15 protein-coding genes are annotated in these 19,376 nt (G+C 47.9%); all 15 read right to left on the bottom strand.

Going from position 1 to position 19,376, the window contains the following annotated elements:
* Positions 1–19: 19 nt before the first annotated feature.
* The 15 genes from ADU24_RS08455 to ADU24_RS08380 all read right to left on the bottom strand — a co-directional run bounded on the left by ADU24_RS08455 (position 20) and on the right by ADU24_RS08380 (position 19,306).
* The gene (locus ADU24_RS08455) at positions 20–1,258 is read right to left on the bottom strand and encodes a M16 family metallopeptidase (protein WP_053366214.1); all 1,239 of its coding nucleotides are present in this window, start codon (positions 1,256–1,258) and stop codon (positions 20–22) included.
* 97 nt (positions 1,259–1,355) lie between these two features.
* Positions 1,356–2,330, bottom strand: coding sequence for a polysaccharide deacetylase family protein (locus ADU24_RS08450; protein WP_442853756.1), 975 nt, complete (start codon positions 2,328–2,330; stop codon positions 1,356–1,358).
* 275 nt (positions 2,331–2,605) lie between these two features.
* The gene (gene pnp / locus ADU24_RS08440; protein ID WP_053366211.1) at positions 2,606–4,726 is read right to left on the bottom strand and encodes a polyribonucleotide nucleotidyltransferase; all 2,121 of its coding nucleotides are present in this window, start codon (positions 4,724–4,726) and stop codon (positions 2,606–2,608) included.
* A 179-nt stretch (positions 4,727–4,905) separates the two neighbouring features.
* Positions 4,906–5,175: a 30S ribosomal protein S15 gene (gene rpsO / locus ADU24_RS08435; RefSeq protein ID WP_053366210.1), complete on the bottom strand. Its 270-nt coding sequence runs from the start codon at positions 5,173–5,175 to the stop codon at positions 4,906–4,908.
* Between the two features lie 146 nt (positions 5,176–5,321).
* A complete protein-coding gene (gene ribF, locus ADU24_RS08430) occupies positions 5,322–6,272 on the bottom strand; it encodes a bifunctional riboflavin kinase/FAD synthetase (RefSeq protein ID WP_053366209.1) in 951 nt (316 codons plus the stop codon).
* 69 nt (positions 6,273–6,341) lie between these two features.
* Positions 6,342–7,265: a tRNA pseudouridine(55) synthase TruB gene (gene truB / locus ADU24_RS08425; protein ID WP_053366208.1), complete on the bottom strand. Its 924-nt coding sequence runs from the start codon at positions 7,263–7,265 to the stop codon at positions 6,342–6,344.
* Between the two features lie 65 nt (positions 7,266–7,330).
* The gene (rbfA, locus tag ADU24_RS08420) at positions 7,331–7,702 is read right to left on the bottom strand and encodes a 30S ribosome-binding factor RbfA (protein ID WP_053366207.1); all 372 of its coding nucleotides are present in this window, start codon (positions 7,700–7,702) and stop codon (positions 7,331–7,333) included.
* Positions 7,703–7,719: 17 nt separating this feature from the next.
* Positions 7,720–7,998 (bottom strand): DUF503 domain-containing protein, encoded by a 279-nt coding sequence (locus ADU24_RS08415; protein ID WP_053368846.1) that lies wholly within the window; start codon positions 7,996–7,998, stop codon positions 7,720–7,722.
* A complete protein-coding gene (gene infB, locus ADU24_RS08410) occupies positions 7,998–10,562 on the bottom strand; it encodes a translation initiation factor IF-2 (RefSeq protein ID WP_082306855.1) in 2,565 nt (854 codons plus the stop codon). Before infB ends, ADU24_RS08415 begins: the two co-directional genes overlap by 1 nt.
* Before the next feature lie 19 nt (positions 10,563–10,581).
* Positions 10,582–10,884: a YlxQ family RNA-binding protein gene (locus ADU24_RS08405; RefSeq protein WP_053366206.1), complete on the bottom strand. Its 303-nt coding sequence runs from the start codon at positions 10,882–10,884 to the stop codon at positions 10,582–10,584.
* Positions 10,884–11,165: an RNase P modulator RnpM gene (gene rnpM / locus ADU24_RS08400; RefSeq protein WP_053366205.1), complete on the bottom strand. Its 282-nt coding sequence runs from the start codon at positions 11,163–11,165 to the stop codon at positions 10,884–10,886. The genes ADU24_RS08405 and rnpM overlap by 1 nt, the downstream gene beginning before the upstream one ends.
* An 18-nt stretch (positions 11,166–11,183) precedes the next feature.
* Positions 11,184–12,317 carry a transcription termination factor NusA gene (nusA, locus tag ADU24_RS08395; RefSeq protein WP_053366204.1) on the bottom strand — a complete coding sequence of 378 codons (1,134 nt, stop codon included), beginning with the start codon at positions 12,315–12,317 and terminating at the stop codon, positions 11,184–11,186.
* Between the two features lie 105 nt (positions 12,318–12,422).
* Positions 12,423–12,893 carry a ribosome maturation factor RimP gene (gene rimP, locus ADU24_RS08390; RefSeq protein ID WP_053366203.1) on the bottom strand — a complete coding sequence of 157 codons (471 nt, stop codon included), beginning with the start codon at positions 12,891–12,893 and terminating at the stop codon, positions 12,423–12,425.
* 197 nt (positions 12,894–13,090) lie between these two features.
* On the bottom strand, positions 13,091–17,422 hold the full coding sequence (locus ADU24_RS08385; RefSeq protein ID WP_053366202.1) for a PolC-type DNA polymerase III: 4,332 nt from the start codon (positions 17,420–17,422) through the stop codon (positions 13,091–13,093).
* 186 nt (positions 17,423–17,608) lie between these two features.
* Positions 17,609–19,306 carry a proline--tRNA ligase gene (locus tag ADU24_RS08380; RefSeq protein ID WP_053366201.1) on the bottom strand — a complete coding sequence of 566 codons (1,698 nt, stop codon included), beginning with the start codon at positions 19,304–19,306 and terminating at the stop codon, positions 17,609–17,611.
* Between the last annotated feature and the right edge of the window lie 70 nt (positions 19,307–19,376).

Here is a 19,376-nt window from a genome sequence, read left to right as displayed (position 1 = left end):
AATGGCTTCAATAAATCTTCTATTTCAATTTTGCCGGAAGTACTCCATCTGGGCTGATTAGGGAAATCGAGAAGTGGTCAGTGAAAATCGAGTTTGCCAGACGGTCGACGCCCTGTTTTGTTACATTGTCGATTAGCTCAACAATTTCATCCAGTGAACGATGATGTTTTAACAGCAGTTCATTTTTCCCATTCCGGCTCATCCTGCTGTTCGTGCTCTCAAGGCTAAGCATCAGGCTTCCCTTAAGCTGCTCCTTGCTGTTTATCAGCTCTTTTTCGGTAATGCCGTCACGCTTCAGTGTATCAAGTGTTTCCTGGATTGTTTCATACAGTAAATCGAGCTGGTTGGCGCCGGTTCCGCCATAAATCGTGACAATCCCGCTATCCTGGTAGGCTGAATGATACGAAAAGACCGAATAGGCGAGGCCGCGCTGTTCACGGACGTCCTGGAACAGACGGCTGCTCATGCTTCCTCCAAGGACATTGTTCAACACAATCAGGCTGTAAATATCCTCATGGCCAACCTTCAGCCCTTCAAATCCGATGCAAAGGTGGGCCTGCTCCGTTTCTTTTTTCCGTGAAAGCCTGTTCGCATGGAAAACCGGTTTGTTCTCGCTGAAGTTAGGATTGCCGCCCTCATATGAGCCGAAATACTTTTCCACCTCCGAAATAAAGGTGTCCGAAATATTCCCGGCGATCGAAATGACAACATTATCGGGAGTATAATAATTAAAAATATAGTCCTTTAGCGTGTCACTCGTGAACGTTTCAAGCGTCGATTCGGTTCCCAGGATCGGATAGCCGAGCGGATGGGATTCATAAACCGCTTTGCTTAAAAGATCATGGACGATGTCATCCGGCGTGTCGTCGTACATTTTGATTTCTTCCAGGACAACGTTCTTCTCCTTCTTTAGCTCTTCGCTGTCAAATATTGAATTGAAAAACATATCAGAAAGGATTTCTAACGCGAAATCCGCATGCGTATCAAGCACCTTTGCGTAATAGCAGGTGTATTCTTTCGAAGTAAAGGCATTTACCTGGCCGCCGATGCTATCGAATGATTCAGCGATTTCCCTGGCTGTACGCGTTTTTGTCCCTTTGAAGAACATATGCTCCAAAAAGTGTGAAATTCCGTTATTCTCAGGCAGTTCATTTCTGGAGCCTGTTCCGATCCAGACTCCGATGGCAACGGACCTTACCGTTGGAATCGTTTCCAGCACAACCCGTACACCATTTTGACAAGTATATTTCTTAATCATCGAATTCCTCCTGTTCTTGGACAACTGCTGCGGCTTGCTCTGAAATCATTTTACATGTTTAGGGCGGATTCTCCAAATTTTAGAGGAGCCCCTCAAGCTAATCAATTACTTCCACCCTGCTTTCCGAGAGCATATCGGATACCGTGCCGATTTTCAGTTTTTTTTCTTTTATCAATAATATTAATCGTTCCAGTGCAATTGCAGTCGGCTCAGTCGGATGCATTAGAATAATTGAGCCGTTTGCAACCTTCGATGATACCCTGTTAATAATTGTATCCGGACTCGGCTTTTGCCAGTCAACCGTATCAACCGTCCACATGATTGTCCTCATCCCCGTTTCGGCGGCAATCGCTGCTGTTTCCGAGCCCATACTGCCGCTTGGCGGGGCAAACCAAGTACATTTATTGCCGGTTGTCGCTTCTATGACCTCATTCGTCCGTCTTAACTCATCGAGGGCCTTTTCCCTGGATATTCGTTTCATATCCACGTGGGAATAAGAATGGTTGCCGATTTCATGGCCGGCCGTGGCAATCATCTTTGCCAACTCTGGATTCTTCTTTACCCAATTTCCTTCAAGAAAAAAACTCGCGGACACATTGTGCCTCTTCATCACGGCCAGCATATCCGGCAAGTACTCGTTCCCCCAGGCAACATTAACGGCAAACGACACCATCGGCTTTGACGGGCTCCCCCTGAAAATTGGAGCAGGCGGCAATTGGCCCAGGTGTACCTTAGGCCTGACCTGCTTATAAACGAGCTTCTTCGGGTCAAATTTTCCTGAAGCTTTCATTTTTCGGTATGAGCCAGGTATGTCGACCTCCAGGCCATTATATCCCGGCATCGCCTTCCATACTTTATCAATGCGGGCATCTTCAGGCGGAATCCTTTTTTCCTCTGCAGCCAATGAAATTTTCTCATACAAAGGATCTTTCTGCTTAGAAACGGCCTGTCCGCCAGCTTTCAGCGATTGTATGTATGTCCCGACCAGCGGGCTGTTAACTAATGATAATGAAAAAAAACATGCCACAAAAAACAGTCCAAACCGTTTTGCCATTTTCGCTCCCTCCTCCATACAAAAGTATGTTGGCGAAGCATTTGATAGAACAAGCCTCCTGGCTGCAATGGCATTTAGGACTGCCATAGGATTTTTTTAAAAAAAGCTGCCAACAGAACTTGCATTTTCTCCAAAAGGGTTTCTTTGAAAAAAAGTACATCAGCAACTTCCGTCATCCTTAAAAAAATGTTCCTCTGAAAAAAATTCTTTAAATACGAAAAGCCAGGGATCCCCCTGGCTTCGTTCTTATCCATATATAAGCAATCAACCGAGCCGCGGTTAATCCGGATGCATTAGTTGTTTTGTTGCTCCGCTTTTTCGCGCTGCTCCTTCAGGACGGCTTTCCTTGACAGGTTCACCCTGCCCTGGCGGTCGATTTCGGTTACCTTGACTAGCATTTCATCGCCAATTTTCACGACGTCCTCGACTTTACCGACCCTTTCTTCAGCAAGTTCGGAAATGTGGACGAGGCCATCTTTACCGGCAAATATTTCAACGAAGCAGCCAAACTTTTCAATCCGCTTGACCTTCCCTAGATAGTATTCACCGACTACTACTTCCCGGACGATATCTTCAATGATTTTCTTGGCTTTCTGGTTCATTTCTTCATTTGTCGAAGCAATGAAGACAGTTCCGTCCTGCTCAATATCAATTTTTACGCCGGTTTCTTCAATGATTTTATTGATTTGCTTTCCGCTTGGCCCAATAACATCCCTGATTTTGTCCGGATTAATGGTCATTGTCAGGATTTTAGGCGCGTACGGAGACAGCTGCTCCCTTGGCTCGGAAATGGTCGCAAGCATGGACTCGAGAATTTGCATCCTGCCCTTTTGCGCCTGTTCCAAAGCTTCCTGGAGAATTTCACGGGAAAGGCCTTCGATCTTGATGTCCATTTGAAGCGCCGTAACACCTTTTGATGTGCCGGCAACCTTAAAGTCCATATCGCCAAGATGGTCTTCCATTCCCTGGATGTCTGTCAATACAGTATAATTATCCCCTGATTTCACAAGGCCCATCGCGATTCCCGCTACAGGTGCCTTAATTGGCACGCCGGCATCCATCATGGCCAGGGTGCTTGCGCAGATGCTCGCCTGCGAAGTCGAACCGTTCGACTCCAGCACCTCGGAAACGAGGCGAATCGTGTATGGGAAATCCTTCTCGGATGGAATAACAGGCTCAAGCGCTCTCTCGCCCAATGCTCCATGGCCGATTTCCCTGCGGCCAGGACCCCTGATCGGACCGGTTTCCCCTACAGAGAAGAGCGGGAAGTTGTAATGGTGCATGAACCGCTTTTCTTCCTCAAGGCCAAGGCCGTCAAGAATCTGGACATCGCCCATCGCACCAAGCGTACAAACGCTAAGCGCCTGGGTTTGCCCGCGGGTAAACAGTCCGGAGCCATGTGTGCGCGGCAAAATGCCAACTTGGGAGGACAATGGGCGGATTTCATCCACGCCCCGGCCGTCCGGGCGCACTTTTTCTTCAGTAATCAAGCGGCGTACTTCATCCTTTACAAGCTTGTCCAGAATTTGTTTTACCTGCTTGATGTCTTCGTCGGTTGCTTCCTGCTCAACGTATTTCGCAAGAACCTGGTCTTTTACTTCTTTTATGGCTGCTTCACGCGCATGCTTTTCCTGCACCTGGATCGCGTTCAGCATGTCTTTTTCACATAGTTCAAGAACTTCGGCTTTCAAGTCCTGATCAACCTGATAAAGGGAAATTTCGCGTTTTTCCTTGCCGACCGCCTTAACGATCTCATCCTGGAATTCAATCAGGCGCTTGATTTCTTCATGGCCGAACATTATGGCTTCAAGCATAACCTCTTCCGGAACCTCCAGGGCACCCGCTTCAACCATGTTGATTGCATCCCTTGTCCCAGCTACAGCTAAATGGATATCACTCTTTTCGCCTTGCTCAACCGTTGGATTGATGACAAACTTGCCATCCACCCGGCCGACGATAACGCCTGCGATTGGGCCTTCAAACGGAATATCTGAAACGCACAAAGCGAGGGATGAACCAAACATTGCAGCCATATCGGAAGGGCAATCCTGGTCAACGCTCATGACAATGCTAATAACCTGGACATCATTCCTGAAGCCCTCTGCAAACAAAGGGCGAATCGGGCGGTCAATCAGGCGGCTGGCGAGAATTGCTTTTTCACTCGGACGGCCTTCGCGCTTAATAAATCCGCCAGGGATTTTCCCAACCGCGTATAGACGTTCCTCGTAGTTTACTGTTAGCGGGAAAAAGTCCAAGTTTTTTGGTTCTTTTGAAGCTGTTGCCGTGCTAAGGACGGCTGTATCTCCATAACGGACAAGGGCGGCGCCATTCGCCTGCTTTGCAAGCTGGCCAACCTCAACAGTTAGCTTTCTTCCTGCCCAGTCAATGGAAAACTCTTGTTTCGGTGATTCCATATAGTTATTACCCCTCTTTCCGGCTCATTCGCTTTTGAATATGCCATCAGCACTATTACATTTATTTAATAACAAATTAATGTTAGTATGCTCAAATTTCAACTGGCTTAAAATATGTATGAATATTGCCGCACTATTTTTACCTAACAAAAAAGCGGGAAAATTCCCGCTTCTTTTGACTATCGACGTAAGCCAAGCTTATTGATTAACTCACGGTAGCGTTGAACGTCCTTGTTGCGAAGGTAAGTCAAAAGGTTACGGCGCTTACCAACCATCTTCAAAAGACCGCGGCGTGAATGGTGGTCTTTCTTGTGCGTGCGCAAGTGGTCGTTCAGGTTGTTGATTGATTCTGTAAGGACAGCGATTTGGACCTCTGCGGATCCAGTGTCGTTTTCATGAGTTTTGAACTCATTGATCAGTTCGTTTTTGCGTTCTTGCGTGATTGCCATCCTGGTTCACCTCCTAAAATTTCAATCCCCGTTTACTGAGCAAGCGTCGGTGACTCGACTTGCCAAGCAAAGGTTCTTTTTAATACGTTTATAAGAATACAACGTTTCGGCTCAAAAAGCAAGCATGAACCTTGATTTCACAGTATTTATTCGGCAGGAATTCCGAAATAGTCCATAGCGTCCCGCTTGTCTTTTAAAATTTGGCCCACGAGCGCGTCAATGCCTGGAAACTTTTGTTCCTTTCGCAAATACTTGTGCCACTCGACAACGACTTGCTCATCATACACATTTTCCGAAAAATTGAATATATGGACTTCCACGGATGGCTTGCCTTCCAAATCTTTGTTGAACGTCGGCTTGAACCCGATATTGCAAACCCCAAAATGCCATTCTCCGGCAATCTTGATTCGGACCGCATAAACGCCAGGAGGAGGGATGATGTAGCCTTTTTCCGGTTCGACATTGGCAGTCGGAAACCCGATTGTCCTTCCCCGTTTGTCCCCGTGGATGACCACACCCGGCGTCGTATACTGCCTTCCGAGCAGATCAGCAACTTCATCCGTCCGGCCATCAGCCAAAAGCTTCCTGATCCGGGTGGAGCCGATTTTCTCTCCTCCATCACTTAGCTTCCCGACGGTCGACTGTGTAAATTTTCCTCTCGAATGGAAGGGAAGTGTTTCCATCGTCCCTTTTCCCATCCGTCCGTACGAATAATCAAAGCCGGCGGAAACATGGACAATATTCAATCCGATAATGTACTGGTCCACAAATTCCTGCGGAGTGAGATTGGCAAATTCAGGCGTGAAGTCCACGATGTATAAAATATCCACTCCTTGGTCACCGATACGCCGAATTTTCTCATTCAGGGGAGTGATATGGTCGATATCCTGCCTGAGCTTTCCAAGCACTGCCTTCGGATGGGGATGGAAAGTCATCACAGCAGTTTTAATTCCCATTTGCGCAGCATGCTCCCTAGCATCGCCGATGACGCGTTGGTGCCCGCGATGGACACCGTCGAAATAACCGAGCGCAACCGCTGCCTCGGGCACGGATTGTCGATCCAGGTTATGGGGGAATCCAAGATTTATTACTTCCACTATAGGTTCACCTTTCTCGTAAAGCTGCAGCCTCACAGGACTTGCAATGAAGCCGTTGAAGCATACTCTTTATAGTTCCCTGTCATTTCGCAGCACTTTGGCAGGCTTCATGATTCCGGGTTTTTCAGGATGGCGGCTGTAAATCGCCAAAGCCTTACCGTCACTGCTTTCCACAGCGATTGGGCCATCCACCTCCATGAATTGCTCAGGGATTGGAAGGCGCATCCCGTTCTTCACTTTCTCTGCTAATGTATCACTTATCCTGTATTTCGGCAAATGCAAAAGTGCATTTTCAAGGGGCCGGAGCGCTTCTCCGATTTCACCCTTTTCCATTAATTCCTCTATCTCGGTGAAAGTGAGGCAATCCTCAAGGGAAAAGGTTGCGGAACGCGTCCTGACCAGCGATGACATATGGGCTGGGTAGCCCAGGCGTTCGCCTATCATGACGGCTAGGGTCCTGATGTAAGTCCCCTTGCTGCATTCAGCCCTGAACCGGAAGCTAATTTTCTCACCGGCAAATTCTGTCCGGCTATCCAATAATTCAAGTGCGTAAATCGTTACCTTTCTTGATGGCCGCTCAACCTCCTGGCCGTTTCGCGCGTATTCATACAATCTTTTCCCGTTTACTTTAACAGCAGAGTACATTGGCGGCACCTGGATGATATTCCCTGTCAATGATTCAAGGACCGAGAGGATTTCCTCCCTCGTAATAACACGGTTGATTGGGATTTCCTCAACTATCGCTCCCGATGCATCTTCCGTTTCTGTTGAAACGCCGAGTGTCACTTCGCCCTCATACGCTTTTCCGGCATCCGTTATGTATTCGGCAACCTTTGTCGCCCTGCCTACGCAAATCGGCAATACCCCTGTAACATCAGGGTCGAGAGTCCCTGTATGCCCAACCTTCTTTGTTTTTAAAATTTTCCTCAGCTTAAAAACGCAGTCATGAGAGGTAAGCCCGGTCGGTTTATATAACGGTATTATCCCTTCCATCGCCACTGCTCCCTTCATTATTTAGTCAGAAAAAAGATGGATAGACATACGTCTACCCATCTTGCCTACTCCTCATCGTTCTGTCCATTTTGCTTTTCTTCATTGTGGATTTTCGTGAGGAGTGTTTCAATCCTGTTTCCATAGTCGATTGACTCGTCGAATTCAAATACGATTTCAGGAGTTTTCCTCAAGCGAATTCGGCTGCCTATCTCGGAGCGGATGAATCCTTTTGCAGTGGCAAGGCCCTTCAACGTATTTTCCCGCTGCTCCTCATCACCCAGAACAGAAATGTAAACCGTTGCCTGTTGAAGGTCGCCGGTTACATGCACATCTGTTACCGTTACAAATCCAATCCGTGGGTCCTTGATTTTCCGGCCGATGATTTCGCTCAACTCTTTTTTCATTTGTTCTCCAACACGGTTTGCTCTATGGCTCATGTCAGTCACCTCTTATTTTAAAGCCACTCTATATCGGTGAGGGTCCTTTCTATTTCCGGAAAGGAATCAATCAGTTTGATTGCATTCTGGATTTCCCGTTCGGCAGGGACCTTCGAGGAGGCGATGGCAGCAACCGCGATCGCTGTCCTCTGCCACGCATCCTGATAGTCCACTTCCGAAACGGAAACATTGTATTTTTGCCTAATGCGCGTGATGATCCTTTGTAGTACAGCCCGTTTATCTTTAAGGGACCCAGCATTGTAAATCATGCATTCGCACCTAGCAATGCCTACAATCATTTTCTTTCAATCTCTTCCATGATGAACGCTTCGAAGATATCGCCTTCCTTGACATCATTGAAGTTTTTAATGGTTATACCGCATTCATATCCTTGCGCGACTTCCTTGGCATCATCCTTGAAGCGCTTCAAGGCGTCGATTGTTCCTTCAAAAATGACGATGCCGTCACGAATGACACGGATACCGCTATCTCGGGTAATCTTGCCATCTGTTACATAAGAACCGGCAATTGTACCAATTTTGGATACTTTGAATGTCTGGCGCACTTCAGCCTGCCCAATAACCTTCTCCTGGAATTCAGGATCAAGCATACCCTTCATAGCTGCCTCAATCTCTTCAATTACCTTGTAAATAATCCTGTGCAGACGCATATCCACTTTTTCAGCTTCAGCTGCACGCTTAGCATTTGCATCAGGACGGACGTTAAATCCAATGACGATCGCATTTGAAGCAGCCGCTAAAGTGATGTCGGATTCATTAATAGCACCGACTCCAGTATGAATGATTCGGATATTGATTCCTGGAACCTCAATTTTCATAAGTGAACCAGCCATTGCCTCTGCAGAACCTTGAGCATCAGCTTTAATAATGATGTTCAAGTCTTTCATTTCCCCTAGTTTTAACTGTTCAAACAGGTTATCTAGGCTTACGCGGGATTTTTCCCCTCTGGATGCAACCAGTGAAGTCTGGGCGCGTGCTTCCCCGACCTGGCGGGCGGTTTTCTCATCTTCAAAGACAACAAATCGGTCGCCTGCCTGTGGAACGTCACTTAGACCAGTAATTTCAACCGGAGTTGATGGGCCGGCTTCTTTTACACGACGGCCTTTGTCGTTAACCATCGCTCGGACGCGTCCGAACGTATCGCCGACAACAATCGGGTCGCCGACTTTCAGCGTTCCATTCTGGACAAGCAATGTAGCAACGGATCCGCGGCCTTTATCAAGCTGGGCCTCGATGACAGTTCCTACCGCTTTCCGGTTCGGATTCGCTTTGTATTCTTCCACTTCACTTACGAGAAGAATCATTTCAAGGAGATTATCGATGCCCTCTCCAGTCTTCGCAGATAGGGGAACAAAGATCGTGTCTCCGCCCCATGCTTCCGGTACAAGTGCGTGCTCGGTCAATTCCTGCATGACCCTGTCAGGATTGGCGGTCGGTTTATCCATTTTGTTGATCGCGACAATGATTGGAACTTCCGCCGCCTTCGCATGGTTGATCGCTTCAACGGTCTGCGGCATAACGCCATCATCGGCTGCGACAACAAGGATGGTGATATCCGTGATTTTCGCCCCGCGCGCGCGCATCGTAGTAAACGCGGCGTGCCCCGGTGTATCAAGGAATGTGATTTTCTTTCCGTTTTCCTCCACTTGGTAAGCGCCGATGTGCTGGGTAATTCCCCCGGCCTCTCCAGCAGTTACCTTCGTATTCCGGATTGAATCAAGCAGGGTGGTCTTCCCATGGTCGACGTGGCCCATGATTGTAACGACAGACGGCCTTTCGATAAGATCGCCAGACTCGTCTTCCGTGAAATAAACCTCAAGATCGGTTGTGTCGATTTTGATTTCTTCTTCCACTTCGACTCCGTATTCACTGGCAATCAGCTCAATCGCATCTTTGTCAAGCTCCTGGTTGATTGTCGCCATAACACCGAGAAGGAACAATTTCTTGATAATCTCGGATGGTTCCCTGTAGAGCTTCTTTGCAAGTTCCGCAACGGTCAGGGACTCTGTAAAGGTAATCTTTTCAGGAAGCTCCCTTTCTTTTTTCACGACAGGAGCCTGCTGGTGCTGTTGCGGTCTCTTGCCAGGCTTATTCCTGTTTTGGCCCTGGTTATGGTTTGGCCTATTTGAAGGTTTCCCTTTATTGAACGCTTTATTTTCTTTTGACCTGAAATCATTTTCCGTCTTTTTACTTTCTCCAGGCTTTTGGCCTGCCGGCTTTGCAGCTGGCCTTTGCTGGCTCCCCGGTCCCCCCTGTTGTGGGCGTCCTTGTTGTCCACCCTGTGGACGGGATGATTGGCTGCCTTGCGGACGGCCATCGCGATTTCCCTGTGGACGCTGCCCCTGGCTGCCTTGTGGACGACCATCTCTGTTTCCTTGTGGGCGCTGCCCTTGGCCTCCCTGTGGACGGCCATCGCGGTTCCCCTGTGGACGCTGGCCACCTTGGCCACCTTGGCTTCCTTGAGGGCGGTTATCGCGGTTCCCCTGAGGACGTTGCGCCTGGGCGCCTTGAGGGCGGGATTGCTGGCTGCCCTGTGGGCGGCCATCACGATTTCCTTGTGGGCGGCCATCCCTGTTCCCTTGAGGACGCGTAGCTTGGCTGCCCTGTGGACGATTATCGCGGCTTCCTTGCTGCTGACGGCCGGATTGGTCGCCCTGCTGAGGACGTTGCTCTTTTGCATCCTTTTTATTGTAGATGGCTTCCAATTTATTAAACGCATCTTTTTCAATCGTCGCCATATGGTTAGAGACTTCAACATTCATATCTTTCAATTTCGAAATTATATCTTTACTTGAAACATTGTATTTTTTTGCGTATTCATATACACGTGTTTTACTCATTCTTTCACCCCCGCTAGTATTAATCGAGCAGTGTCATCAATTTCGCGGCAAAACCATCGTCCAGTACAGCCACAACCACACGCGCATCTTTTCCGATTGCCGATCCGAGGTCGTACCGGGTTTCAACAGTCCTGCATGGGACACGATAGGAATTGCACTTGTCAGTGATTTTTTTAGCCGTATTGGCAGATGCATCCGCGGATAACAGGACCAGCTTTGCTTTTCCGCTCCTGATTTCCTTTATGGAAAGCTCTTCTCCCGAAATGACTTTTCGTGCCCGATTTGCCAAGCCAAGCAATGACATCCATTGATTCGATTTCATCAGGATTGCCGTTTCTCCTTTTCAATGAGCCCGAGGAGCTCGTCATATATCGCAGAATCTATGTCAGTTTGCAAATGGTTTGATAGTACGTTCTTCTTTTTTGCCAACAGGATGGCTTCACGATCAAGGGTAAGGTACGCGCCACGGCCTGACTTCTTACCCGTCAGATCGATTGAAACCTCTCCTTCCTTAGAGCGAACGATGCGAACAAGTTCTTTTTTGGGCTTCATTTCCCCTGTTGCGACACATTTGCGCATCGGAACCTTTTTCATTTTGTTCACGCCATTTCCCTCCGCTCTTTAATCCGTTTCTTCCTCAAAGCCATAGTCATCTTCCTCGTAAAATTCTTCCTCTTCGTCAAAAAGCCTGATTGTTTCCTCACGAGGGAAGATGCCCATTTCACGAGCTTCGGTTTCTGCCTTAATATCAATCTTCCACCCGGTAAGTTTTGCTGCAAGGCGGGCGTTTTGGCCTCTTTTGCCGATTGCCAGGGATAATTGATAGTCTGGAACGATCACCGTTGTTGCTTTATCGGCCTCATTGACAATGACATCCAGGACCTTCGATGGGCTTAGTGCGTTTGCCACGAATACGACCGGGTCATCCGACCATTTGACGATATCGATTTTTTCGCCCTTCAGCTCATTTACAACTGCCTGTACGCGTGTTCCTTTAGGGCCAACACATGAACCGACAGGATCCACTTCCGGGTTTTCGGAATGGACGGAAATTTTCGACCTGTCCCCTGCTTCGCGAGCGACAGACTTGATTTCAACTGTTCCGTCATAAATTTCAGGCACTTCAATTTCAAATAGCCTTTTCAGAAGGCCGGGATGGGTCCTTGATACAAATATTTGCGGCCCCTTTGTTGTTTTCTCGACTTTTGTGAGAAAAACCTTAATCCTGTCGTGCGGTTTGTATTGTTCGTTCGGCATCTGCTCATTAACTGGCAGCAGCGCCTCAATTTTCCCAAGGCTTACATAAATGAATTTGGAATCGATCCGTTGGACAATCCCGGTCATGATATCCTCTTCACGGTCAATGAATTCCGAATAGATGATTCCGCGTTCTGCTTCGCGCACACGCTGGGTCACTACCTGTTTCGCGGTCTGGGCGGCAATCCTGCCGAAGTCCTTTGGTGTGACTTCCATTTCAACGATATCTTCAACTTGGTAGTTCGGGTTGATTTTCCTGGCCTCGTCGATTGAAATTTCCAAGCGAGGATCAAAAACTTCATCCACAACTTCTTTTCTGGCAAAAACGCGCATAAGCCCGTTCGCCATATTGATATCGATCCTTACATTTTGCGCCTGGTTGAAGTTTCGGCGATATGCCGAAACGAGGGCCGCTTCAATCGCTTCTATTAATACATCCCTGGAAATTCCCTTGTCTCTTTCCAGAATAGTCAGAGCATCCAAAAGTTCGCTGCTCATGAGTCCTTATCCCCCTTTAGCCTTTATAATAAAATGGGCAAACCGTTGGGCCGATGCCTTTCAATAATGGCCATCTGCCCAAGCTGTTGCCTTATGGCCGTCCAATCAGCCGAACGTTACCGCCAGCCGCGCGCTCGCCACTTTCCCGAATGGAATTTCAACTGTTTTTTTGCGTGTTTTTACTTTGATTTCAAGTTTGACCGTTTGACCGTCATATTCAAGCAGAGTGCCCTCAAACGACTTTTCTCCGTCGATTGGCTCATAGGTTTTGATAAAAACATTTTTGCCGATCGCATTGATGAAATCCTTTTCCTTTTTAAGCGGCCTTTCCGCGCCAGGGGAGGATACCTCCAGGAAGTAATTGTGCGGAATCGGATCGAGTTCATCAAGCTTTTCGCTTACCCGCTCGCTCACCGTCCCGCATTCCTCGATATCGACGCCTTCTTCCTTATCAATGTAAAGCCGTAAAAACCAATCCCGGCCTTCTTTAACGTATTCGACATCGACCAGTTCAAGGCCAAGATCATTTACAATCGGAGTGGCCAATTCTTCCACCACTTCAGTTACCTTGCTCATCGCTAACCTCCTTTACAGCTTCTCGCCCATATTGTGCGCTTTTTACGGTGACAATTATTATATACCCCGCAAAATGCCCCTAGACAACAACGAAAGAGTGGGTTTCCCCACTCTTCCGGACATTTTGCTTAGTATTTCCAATAAAACTATACCATACACGTTACCTTATTGCAAATGAACGGCTTTCTGTCCGGTTTTTAGAAAAGCGACAGTTGGTTTTGCTCAGGAAGGGCATCCAGGCAGCCCTGTTTGTCTAGGTATTCAAGGATTGTTTTTGAAACCTTTCCTCGTTGCTGGAGGTCTTCCTTCGACAGGAATTCCCCGTCTTCCCTTGCCTTTACGATGTTTACCGCCGCGTTGGTCCCAAGGCCGGGAATGGAGTTGAACGGCGGAATAAGTGACTTGCCTTCAATAATGAATTCAGCTGCTGCTGACTTGTACAAATCTATTTTCTGAAAAGAGAAGCCCCGTTCACACATTTCAAGCGCAAGCTCAAGTACGGTCAGGAGGTTCTTTTCCTTTGGCGCCGCGTCAAGGCCCTTCAGGTTGATTTCTTCAATCTTCGCCCTGATTGCTTCCGAGCCCCGGGCCATCGCCTCAATGTCGAAATCCTCCGCCCTTACCGTAAAGTATGCGGCGTAATAAAGGAGCGGCAGGTGTACCTTAAAGTAGGCGATCCTTACTGCCATCAGGACGTAAGCTGCCGCGTGCGCCTTCGGAAACATGTACTTTATCTTTTTGCAAGAATCGATGTACCACTCAGGCACTTCGTTCTTCCGCATTTCCGCTTCCATTTCGTCCGACAGTCCCTTGCCTTTACGGACCGACTCCATGATTTTAAAAGCAAAAGCGGGATCAAGCCCCTGATAAATCAAGTAAACCATGATATCGTCACGGCACCCGATTACTTCGCTAAGCGTGCAAATCTTGTTATGGATCAATTCCTGCGCATTGCCAAGCCATACATCCGTGCCGTGGGAAAGGCCGGAAATCTGGACAAGCTCGGAGAATGTCGTCGGCTTCGTGTCCTCTAGCATCTGGCGGACGAATCTTGTTCCGAATTCCGGAATGCCGAGCGTGCCGGTTTTGCACATAATCTGCTCTTCCGTTACGCCGAGCGATTCGGTGCCACTGAATATTTTCATGACTTCCGGGTCGTCCGTCGGAATCGTTTTTGGATCAATGCCGCTTAAGTCCTGGAGCATCCGGATAACGGTCGGATCATCGTGCCCCAGAATATCAAGCTTCAGCAGATTGTCATGGATGGAATGGAAGTCAAAATGGGTCGTTTTCCATTCCGATGTAGAAGCATCGGCGGGAAATTGAATGGGTGAAAAATCAAAAATATCCATATAGTCCGGAACTACAATGATTCCCCCAGGATGCTGTCCGGTAGTCCGTTTCACACCCACACAGCCTGAAGCTAGCCTGTCAATCTCCGCACCTCTCAAGTGGAGATTGTTTTCCTGCTGGTATGCTTTAACGTATCCAAACGCTGTTTTGTCAGCGACGGTTCCGATTGTCCCCGCACGATAAACATTGTCTTCCCCGAATAATACTTTTGTATAGTTGTGGGCCCGTGGCTGATATTCCCCAGAAAAGTTTAAATCGATGTCGGGTACCTTATCTCCTTTGAAGCCCAGGAACGTTTCGAACGGGATGTCATGGCCGTCCTTCCGGTATTTCGCCCCGCATTCCGGACAATTTTTATCAGGCAAGTCAAAGCCTGAACCGACTGAACCATCATTAAAAAATTCGGAATGCTTGCATTTAGGGCAAACATAATGCGGCGGCAGCGGATTCACCTCGGTAATCTCGGTCATTGTCGCAACAAATGATGAGCCGACCGAGCCTCGCGATCCAACAAGGTAGCCGTCGTCGAGCGATTTTTTAACAAGCTTGTGCGAAATAAGGTAAATAACCGCAAATCCGTGGCCAATGATGCTCTTCAGTTCTTTTTCAAGCCTTGCCTCTACAATTTCGGGAAGTGGCTCGCCATAGATTTTCCGAGCCATCGAGTAACTCATTTCCCTCATTTCATCATCGGCGCCTTCAATTTTTGGCGTGTACAAATCATCCTTGATTGGCTTGATCTCATCAATCATATCGGCGATTTTATTCGTGTTTTGGACAACGAGCTCCTTTGCTTTTTCAAGGCCAAGGAAACTGAATTCCCTCAGCATTTCATCAGTCGTCCTAAATTGGACATCCGGAAGCTTGTGCCTGTTCAGGGGATTCGCGCCGCCCTGTGAGTTAATCAGGATTTTTCGGTAAATCTTGTCATTTTCATTTAAATAGTGGACATTCCCAGTCGCTACGACGGGTATACCGAGTTTTTCGCCCACTTTGACGATATTGCCGATGATTTCCTCGAGAGCCTTTTCATTCCGGACAAGCTCCATTTCAATCAAATGTGCATAAATAGGTTTCGGCATGACTTCAAGGTAGTCGTAAAATCCCGCCAGCGCTTCCGCTTCTTCAGGCGATTTTTGCATCATCGTTTCAAAAACTTCGCCGCGGTCGCAGCCCGATCCTACCAAAATTCCTTCCCGGTATTTTTGGAGGACGGACCTTGGAATTCTTGGAACTCTGTAAAAGTAGTTGATGTGCGAGATTGATATGAGCTTAAAAAGATTTTTCAAACCGGTCTCGGTTTGCGCGAGCAGTGTGCAATGATAGGGGCGGGCCCTTTGAAAAGCATTCCCTTTCCCCATGTTGTCATTGAACTGGTCATGGTATTCGATTCCTTTTTCGAGCGAATCCTTTATCATTTTCATAAGCAGATAGCCTGTCGCTTCGGCATCGTAAATTGCCCGGTGGTGCTGGGTCAGTTCGACATCGAATTTCTTGGCCAATGTATTCAGCCTATGGTTTTTCATTTCGGGATATAGGAATCTTGCAAGTTCAAGCGTGTCGATAACCGGGTTTTTCGCTTTTTCATATCCCAGTTTTTTGTATCCCGCATTAATGAAGCCCATGTCAAAGGAGGCATTATGGGCGACAAATATGTCATCACCCGCCCATTCCTTAAAGCGTTCGAGCACCTCGCCTACTTCCGGGGCGTTTTGCACCATGTCATCGGTGATCCCTGTAAGGTTGATTGTTGTGGCCGATAGGCGGTGATGCGGGTTGGCAAACGACTCGAACCGGTCAATAATCTCGCCGTCCCTTATTTTAACAGCAGCAAGTTCAATGATTGTGTCGTAGAATGCCGATAATCCGGTCGTTTCGACGTCAAAGACAACATATGTCGCTTCCGCCAGGAGCCGGTGCGCGTCATTGTAGGCAATCGGGACTCCGTCATCGACAAGGTTTGCTTCAATTCCATAGAGGATTTTAATGTCGTTTTTCTTCCCCGCGGAAAATGCTTCCGGAAATGATTGGGCAACCGCATGGTCTGTAATCGCAATCGCCTTGTGGCCCCATTTCTTTGCCTGGGCAACCAGGGCTGCAACCGGAGTGACCGCGTCCATTTGGCTCATCGGCGTATGGAGATGCAGTTCGACCCGCTTTTCATCTTCAGGAGCGGCATCTTTCCTGCTCACCGGTTTAATTTCATTAATATCATTGCCGATCATGACAAGGTCCCTGACAAAGGTGTCATTTTGGATGCTGCCGCGAACCCTGGCCCACATCCCTTTTTTCACCCGCTGGAAGAGCGCGGCGTCTTCCTTGTCGCGCGAGAACATTTTAACCATGATCGAGCTTGTGTAATCGGTTATTTTAAATGTCAGCAACGTTCTTCCGCTTCTTAATTCCCTTGTTTCCGCATCAAAAATATACCCTTCTACCGCAATTCTCCGCTCCTCATCGACAATTTCGATAAGTTTGCGGAACTCGGCATCTTCCTTGATCGTCAGGCCGATAACAAGCGGACCCTCATCCGCTTGGGAACCATTCTGGTCTTTCCCGGATTCGCGCTTTTGCAATTCAGCAATCGCCTGTAAAGCGCGTTCCTGGTCTTCTTTTTGCTTGGCCTCCATGAATTGCCTGTATTCCTCGTTCTTTTCTTCGGAAACCAGTTCCGTATCAATGGAGAGGAATGGGAATCCATAGGTTTGGTAAATGGAAGAAATAATGGAGCCATACTTACCCTTGATGGCTCCCCCTTCTGCGATATTCCTGACAGAAAGGATAAGCCGCGATCCGTGGACTTTGGGGATTTGTTCGTGCATAAGCTTTAGGAGCGGAGGAGCAATGCCGTCAATTTCCTGGATGCATTTTTGCCAGTAGCCATGAATGAGCTCTTCTGAAAAAGACTGGTCGGCAACCTGCAATTCGAAAGTAACTCCTTTTGCCAATTCTGAAAACTTCTGTTTCAGCCTTGCTTCAAGCATGCTGTATACGTTGCAGGGAAGAATTTTTTCAAGTGACAGCAGAAAATGCATGGTTTTAGACTTCCTGCTAATTTGCACCTTTTCGATCCTTCCCTTTTGAAAAAATGGAACGAGGGCGTCATCTGTCATTTCGAGCTGATGGAGCAATACCAGCAGCCGTTCCACTCTGTCATCCGAATGGGTATTTATCATACAACTCTCCCCATCTCTGTCATCTATTTTCAAAAGTTAATTATACCATAGAAACCAGCGGCATTCGGGAGGATTCAACAAAAATTATGCTGGAATCACAATCCTTTGGGCCTTGCTTCAAATCCGAAGTGACAAGCACTTAGCCGAAAAAAATACCGGGTGCATCCAGTCGGCACCCGGCTTGTATTACCTTTTCAAAATGGAATTAATCGTGTCTTCCAGCTTGTCCGATTGGACTTCAATTACTTCGCCGGTTTTTCTCACCTTAACTTCAACCATTCCCTCAGACGCTTTTTTGCCTACCGTTATCCGCACAGGGAGGCCGATTAAATCGGAATCGGCAAACTTGACTCCTGCGCGTTCCTGCCTGTCATCATACAAAACTTCGAATTTTTTTCGAAGTGTTTCATAGAGAGCTTCCGACAGGTTCGACTGTGCTTCATCTTTCGTATTGACCGTGATAAGATGGACTTGGTACGGTGCGACGGCTTCAGGCCAGACAAGCCCTTTTTCATCATTGAATTGCTCCGCGATCGCGGACAATGTCCTGGACACGCCAATTCCGTAGCAGCCCATGATCATCGGCTGGGTTTTCCCGTTTTCATTAAGGTAAACGGCTTCCATTGCTTCACTGTAGCGCGTGCCAAGCTTGAACACATGGCCTACCTCTATGCCCTTCGCAAACTGGATGGTTCCTTGCCCATCCGGCGAAGGGTCCCCTTCCTTGATGAAACGTACATCCGCATAACGGCTCGCTTCAAAGTCGCGTCCCGGATTCACATTCACATAGTGATAATCCTCTTCGTTTGCCCCGCAGACGCCATTGACAATCGATTCGACCGCAAAGTCCGCGACAATCTCAACATCCTTTACACCAATAGGGCCGACCGAACCAACTTCACAGCCGAGAATGCTCTTCGTTTCCGACGCTTCGGCAAGCTCAACCGATGAAGCCTCAAACATGTTTTTCAGTTTAATATCATTGACTTCATGGTCTCCCCTGACCAAAACAAGGACCGGACGGCCGTCAATTTTGAACAAGAGCGACTTGATGCATTGTGTTTCATCTACTTTCAGGAACTCCGATACCTCGGCAATCGTTTTTTTGTTCTCGGTTCTTACTTTTTCCAATCCTCGTGGTGCTTCTTCGCTTTTCACATATGAAGCCACTACGGGAGCCATTTCAATGTTGGCTGCATAGGAAGAAGTGTCGGAGTAGGCGATTGTATCTTCGCCGATATCGGAAAGGACCATGAATTCATGGGTATCTTTTCCGCCCATTGCCCCGGAATCCGCGATAACGGCGCGGTAGTTCAGCCCGCAACGCGCAAAGATGTTCGAGTACGCGGTAAAAATCCGTTCATACACTTCATCCAGGCTCTCCTTCGACGAGTGGAAGGAATAGGCGTCCTTCATAATGAACTCCCTTCCGCGCAAAAGGCCAAAACGCGGGCGCTTTTCATCACGGAATTTCGTCTGGATTTGATAAAGCGTCAGCGGAAGCCTTTTGTATGACTTTACTTCGTCACGGATAAGGCTTGTAATGACTTCCTCGTGGGTCGGGCCCAAGGCGAACTCACGCTCATGGCGATCCTTCATCCGCATCAGTTCAGGCCCATACGAATACCACCTGCCTGACTCCTGCCAAAGTTCGGCCAGCTGCAGTGCCGGCATGAGCAGTTCAACCGCACCCGCATTGTCCATTTCCTCCCTGACAATCGCTTCAATTTTTACCAAAACCCTCTTTGCCAGGGGAAGATAGCTATATACCCCGCTGGCGTTCTGCCGGATGAAACCGGCTCTCAATAATAACTGATGGCTTTTAACGTCCGCATCAGCCGGAACTTCCCTTAATGTAGGGATTAAAGTCATGCTTTGTCTCACTCTGTCCGCCTCCAACACTTTGCTTTTTTCGCCCTCACCCTAGAAGGCATATGTATGCCGGCCAGGATTT

The organism is Bacillus sp. FJAT-27245 (assembly GCF_001273955.1).
Taxonomy (GTDB): Bacteria; Bacillota; Bacilli; order Bacillales; family Cytobacillaceae; genus Bacillus_D.
This window is presented reverse-complemented; position numbering and strand designations above follow the sequence as displayed.

Bases quoted from the DNA above. Each gene is read 5' to 3' on its own strand.
- nusA (WP_053366204.1), bottom strand. From the start codon at position 12,317: ATGAGCAGCGAACTTTTGGATGCTCTGACTATTCTGGAAAGAGACAAG.
- ADU24_RS08450 (WP_442853756.1), bottom strand. From the start codon at position 2,330: ATGGAGGAGGGAGCGAAAATGGCAAAACGGTTTGGACTGTTTTTTGTG.
- infB (WP_082306855.1), bottom strand. From the start codon at position 10,562: ATGAGTAAAACACGTGTATATGAATACGCAAAAAAATACAATGTTTCA.
- ADU24_RS08455 (WP_053366214.1), bottom strand. From the start codon at position 1,258: ATGATTAAGAAATATACTTGTCAAAATGGTGTACGGGTTGTGCTGGAA.
- pnp (WP_053366211.1), bottom strand. From the start codon at position 4,726: ATGGAATCACCGAAACAAGAGTTTTCCATTGACTGGGCAGGAAGAAAG.
- rpsO (WP_053366210.1), bottom strand. From the start codon at position 5,175: ATGGCAATCACGCAAGAACGCAAAAACGAACTGATCAATGAGTTCAAA.
- rimP (WP_053366203.1), bottom strand. From the start codon at position 12,893: ATGAGCAAGGTAACTGAAGTGGTGGAAGAATTGGCCACTCCGATTGTA.
- truB (WP_053366208.1), bottom strand. From the start codon at position 7,265: ATGGAAGGGATAATACCGTTATATAAACCGACCGGGCTTACCTCTCAT.
- ADU24_RS08385 (WP_053366202.1), bottom strand. From the start codon at position 17,422: ATGATAAATACCCATTCGGATGACAGAGTGGAACGGCTGCTGGTATTG.
- ADU24_RS08405 (WP_053366206.1), bottom strand. From the start codon at position 10,884: ATGAAATCGAATCAATGGATGTCATTGCTTGGCTTGGCAAATCGGGCA.
- rbfA (WP_053366207.1), bottom strand. From the start codon at position 7,702: ATGAGCCATAGAGCAAACCGTGTTGGAGAACAAATGAAAAAAGAGTTG.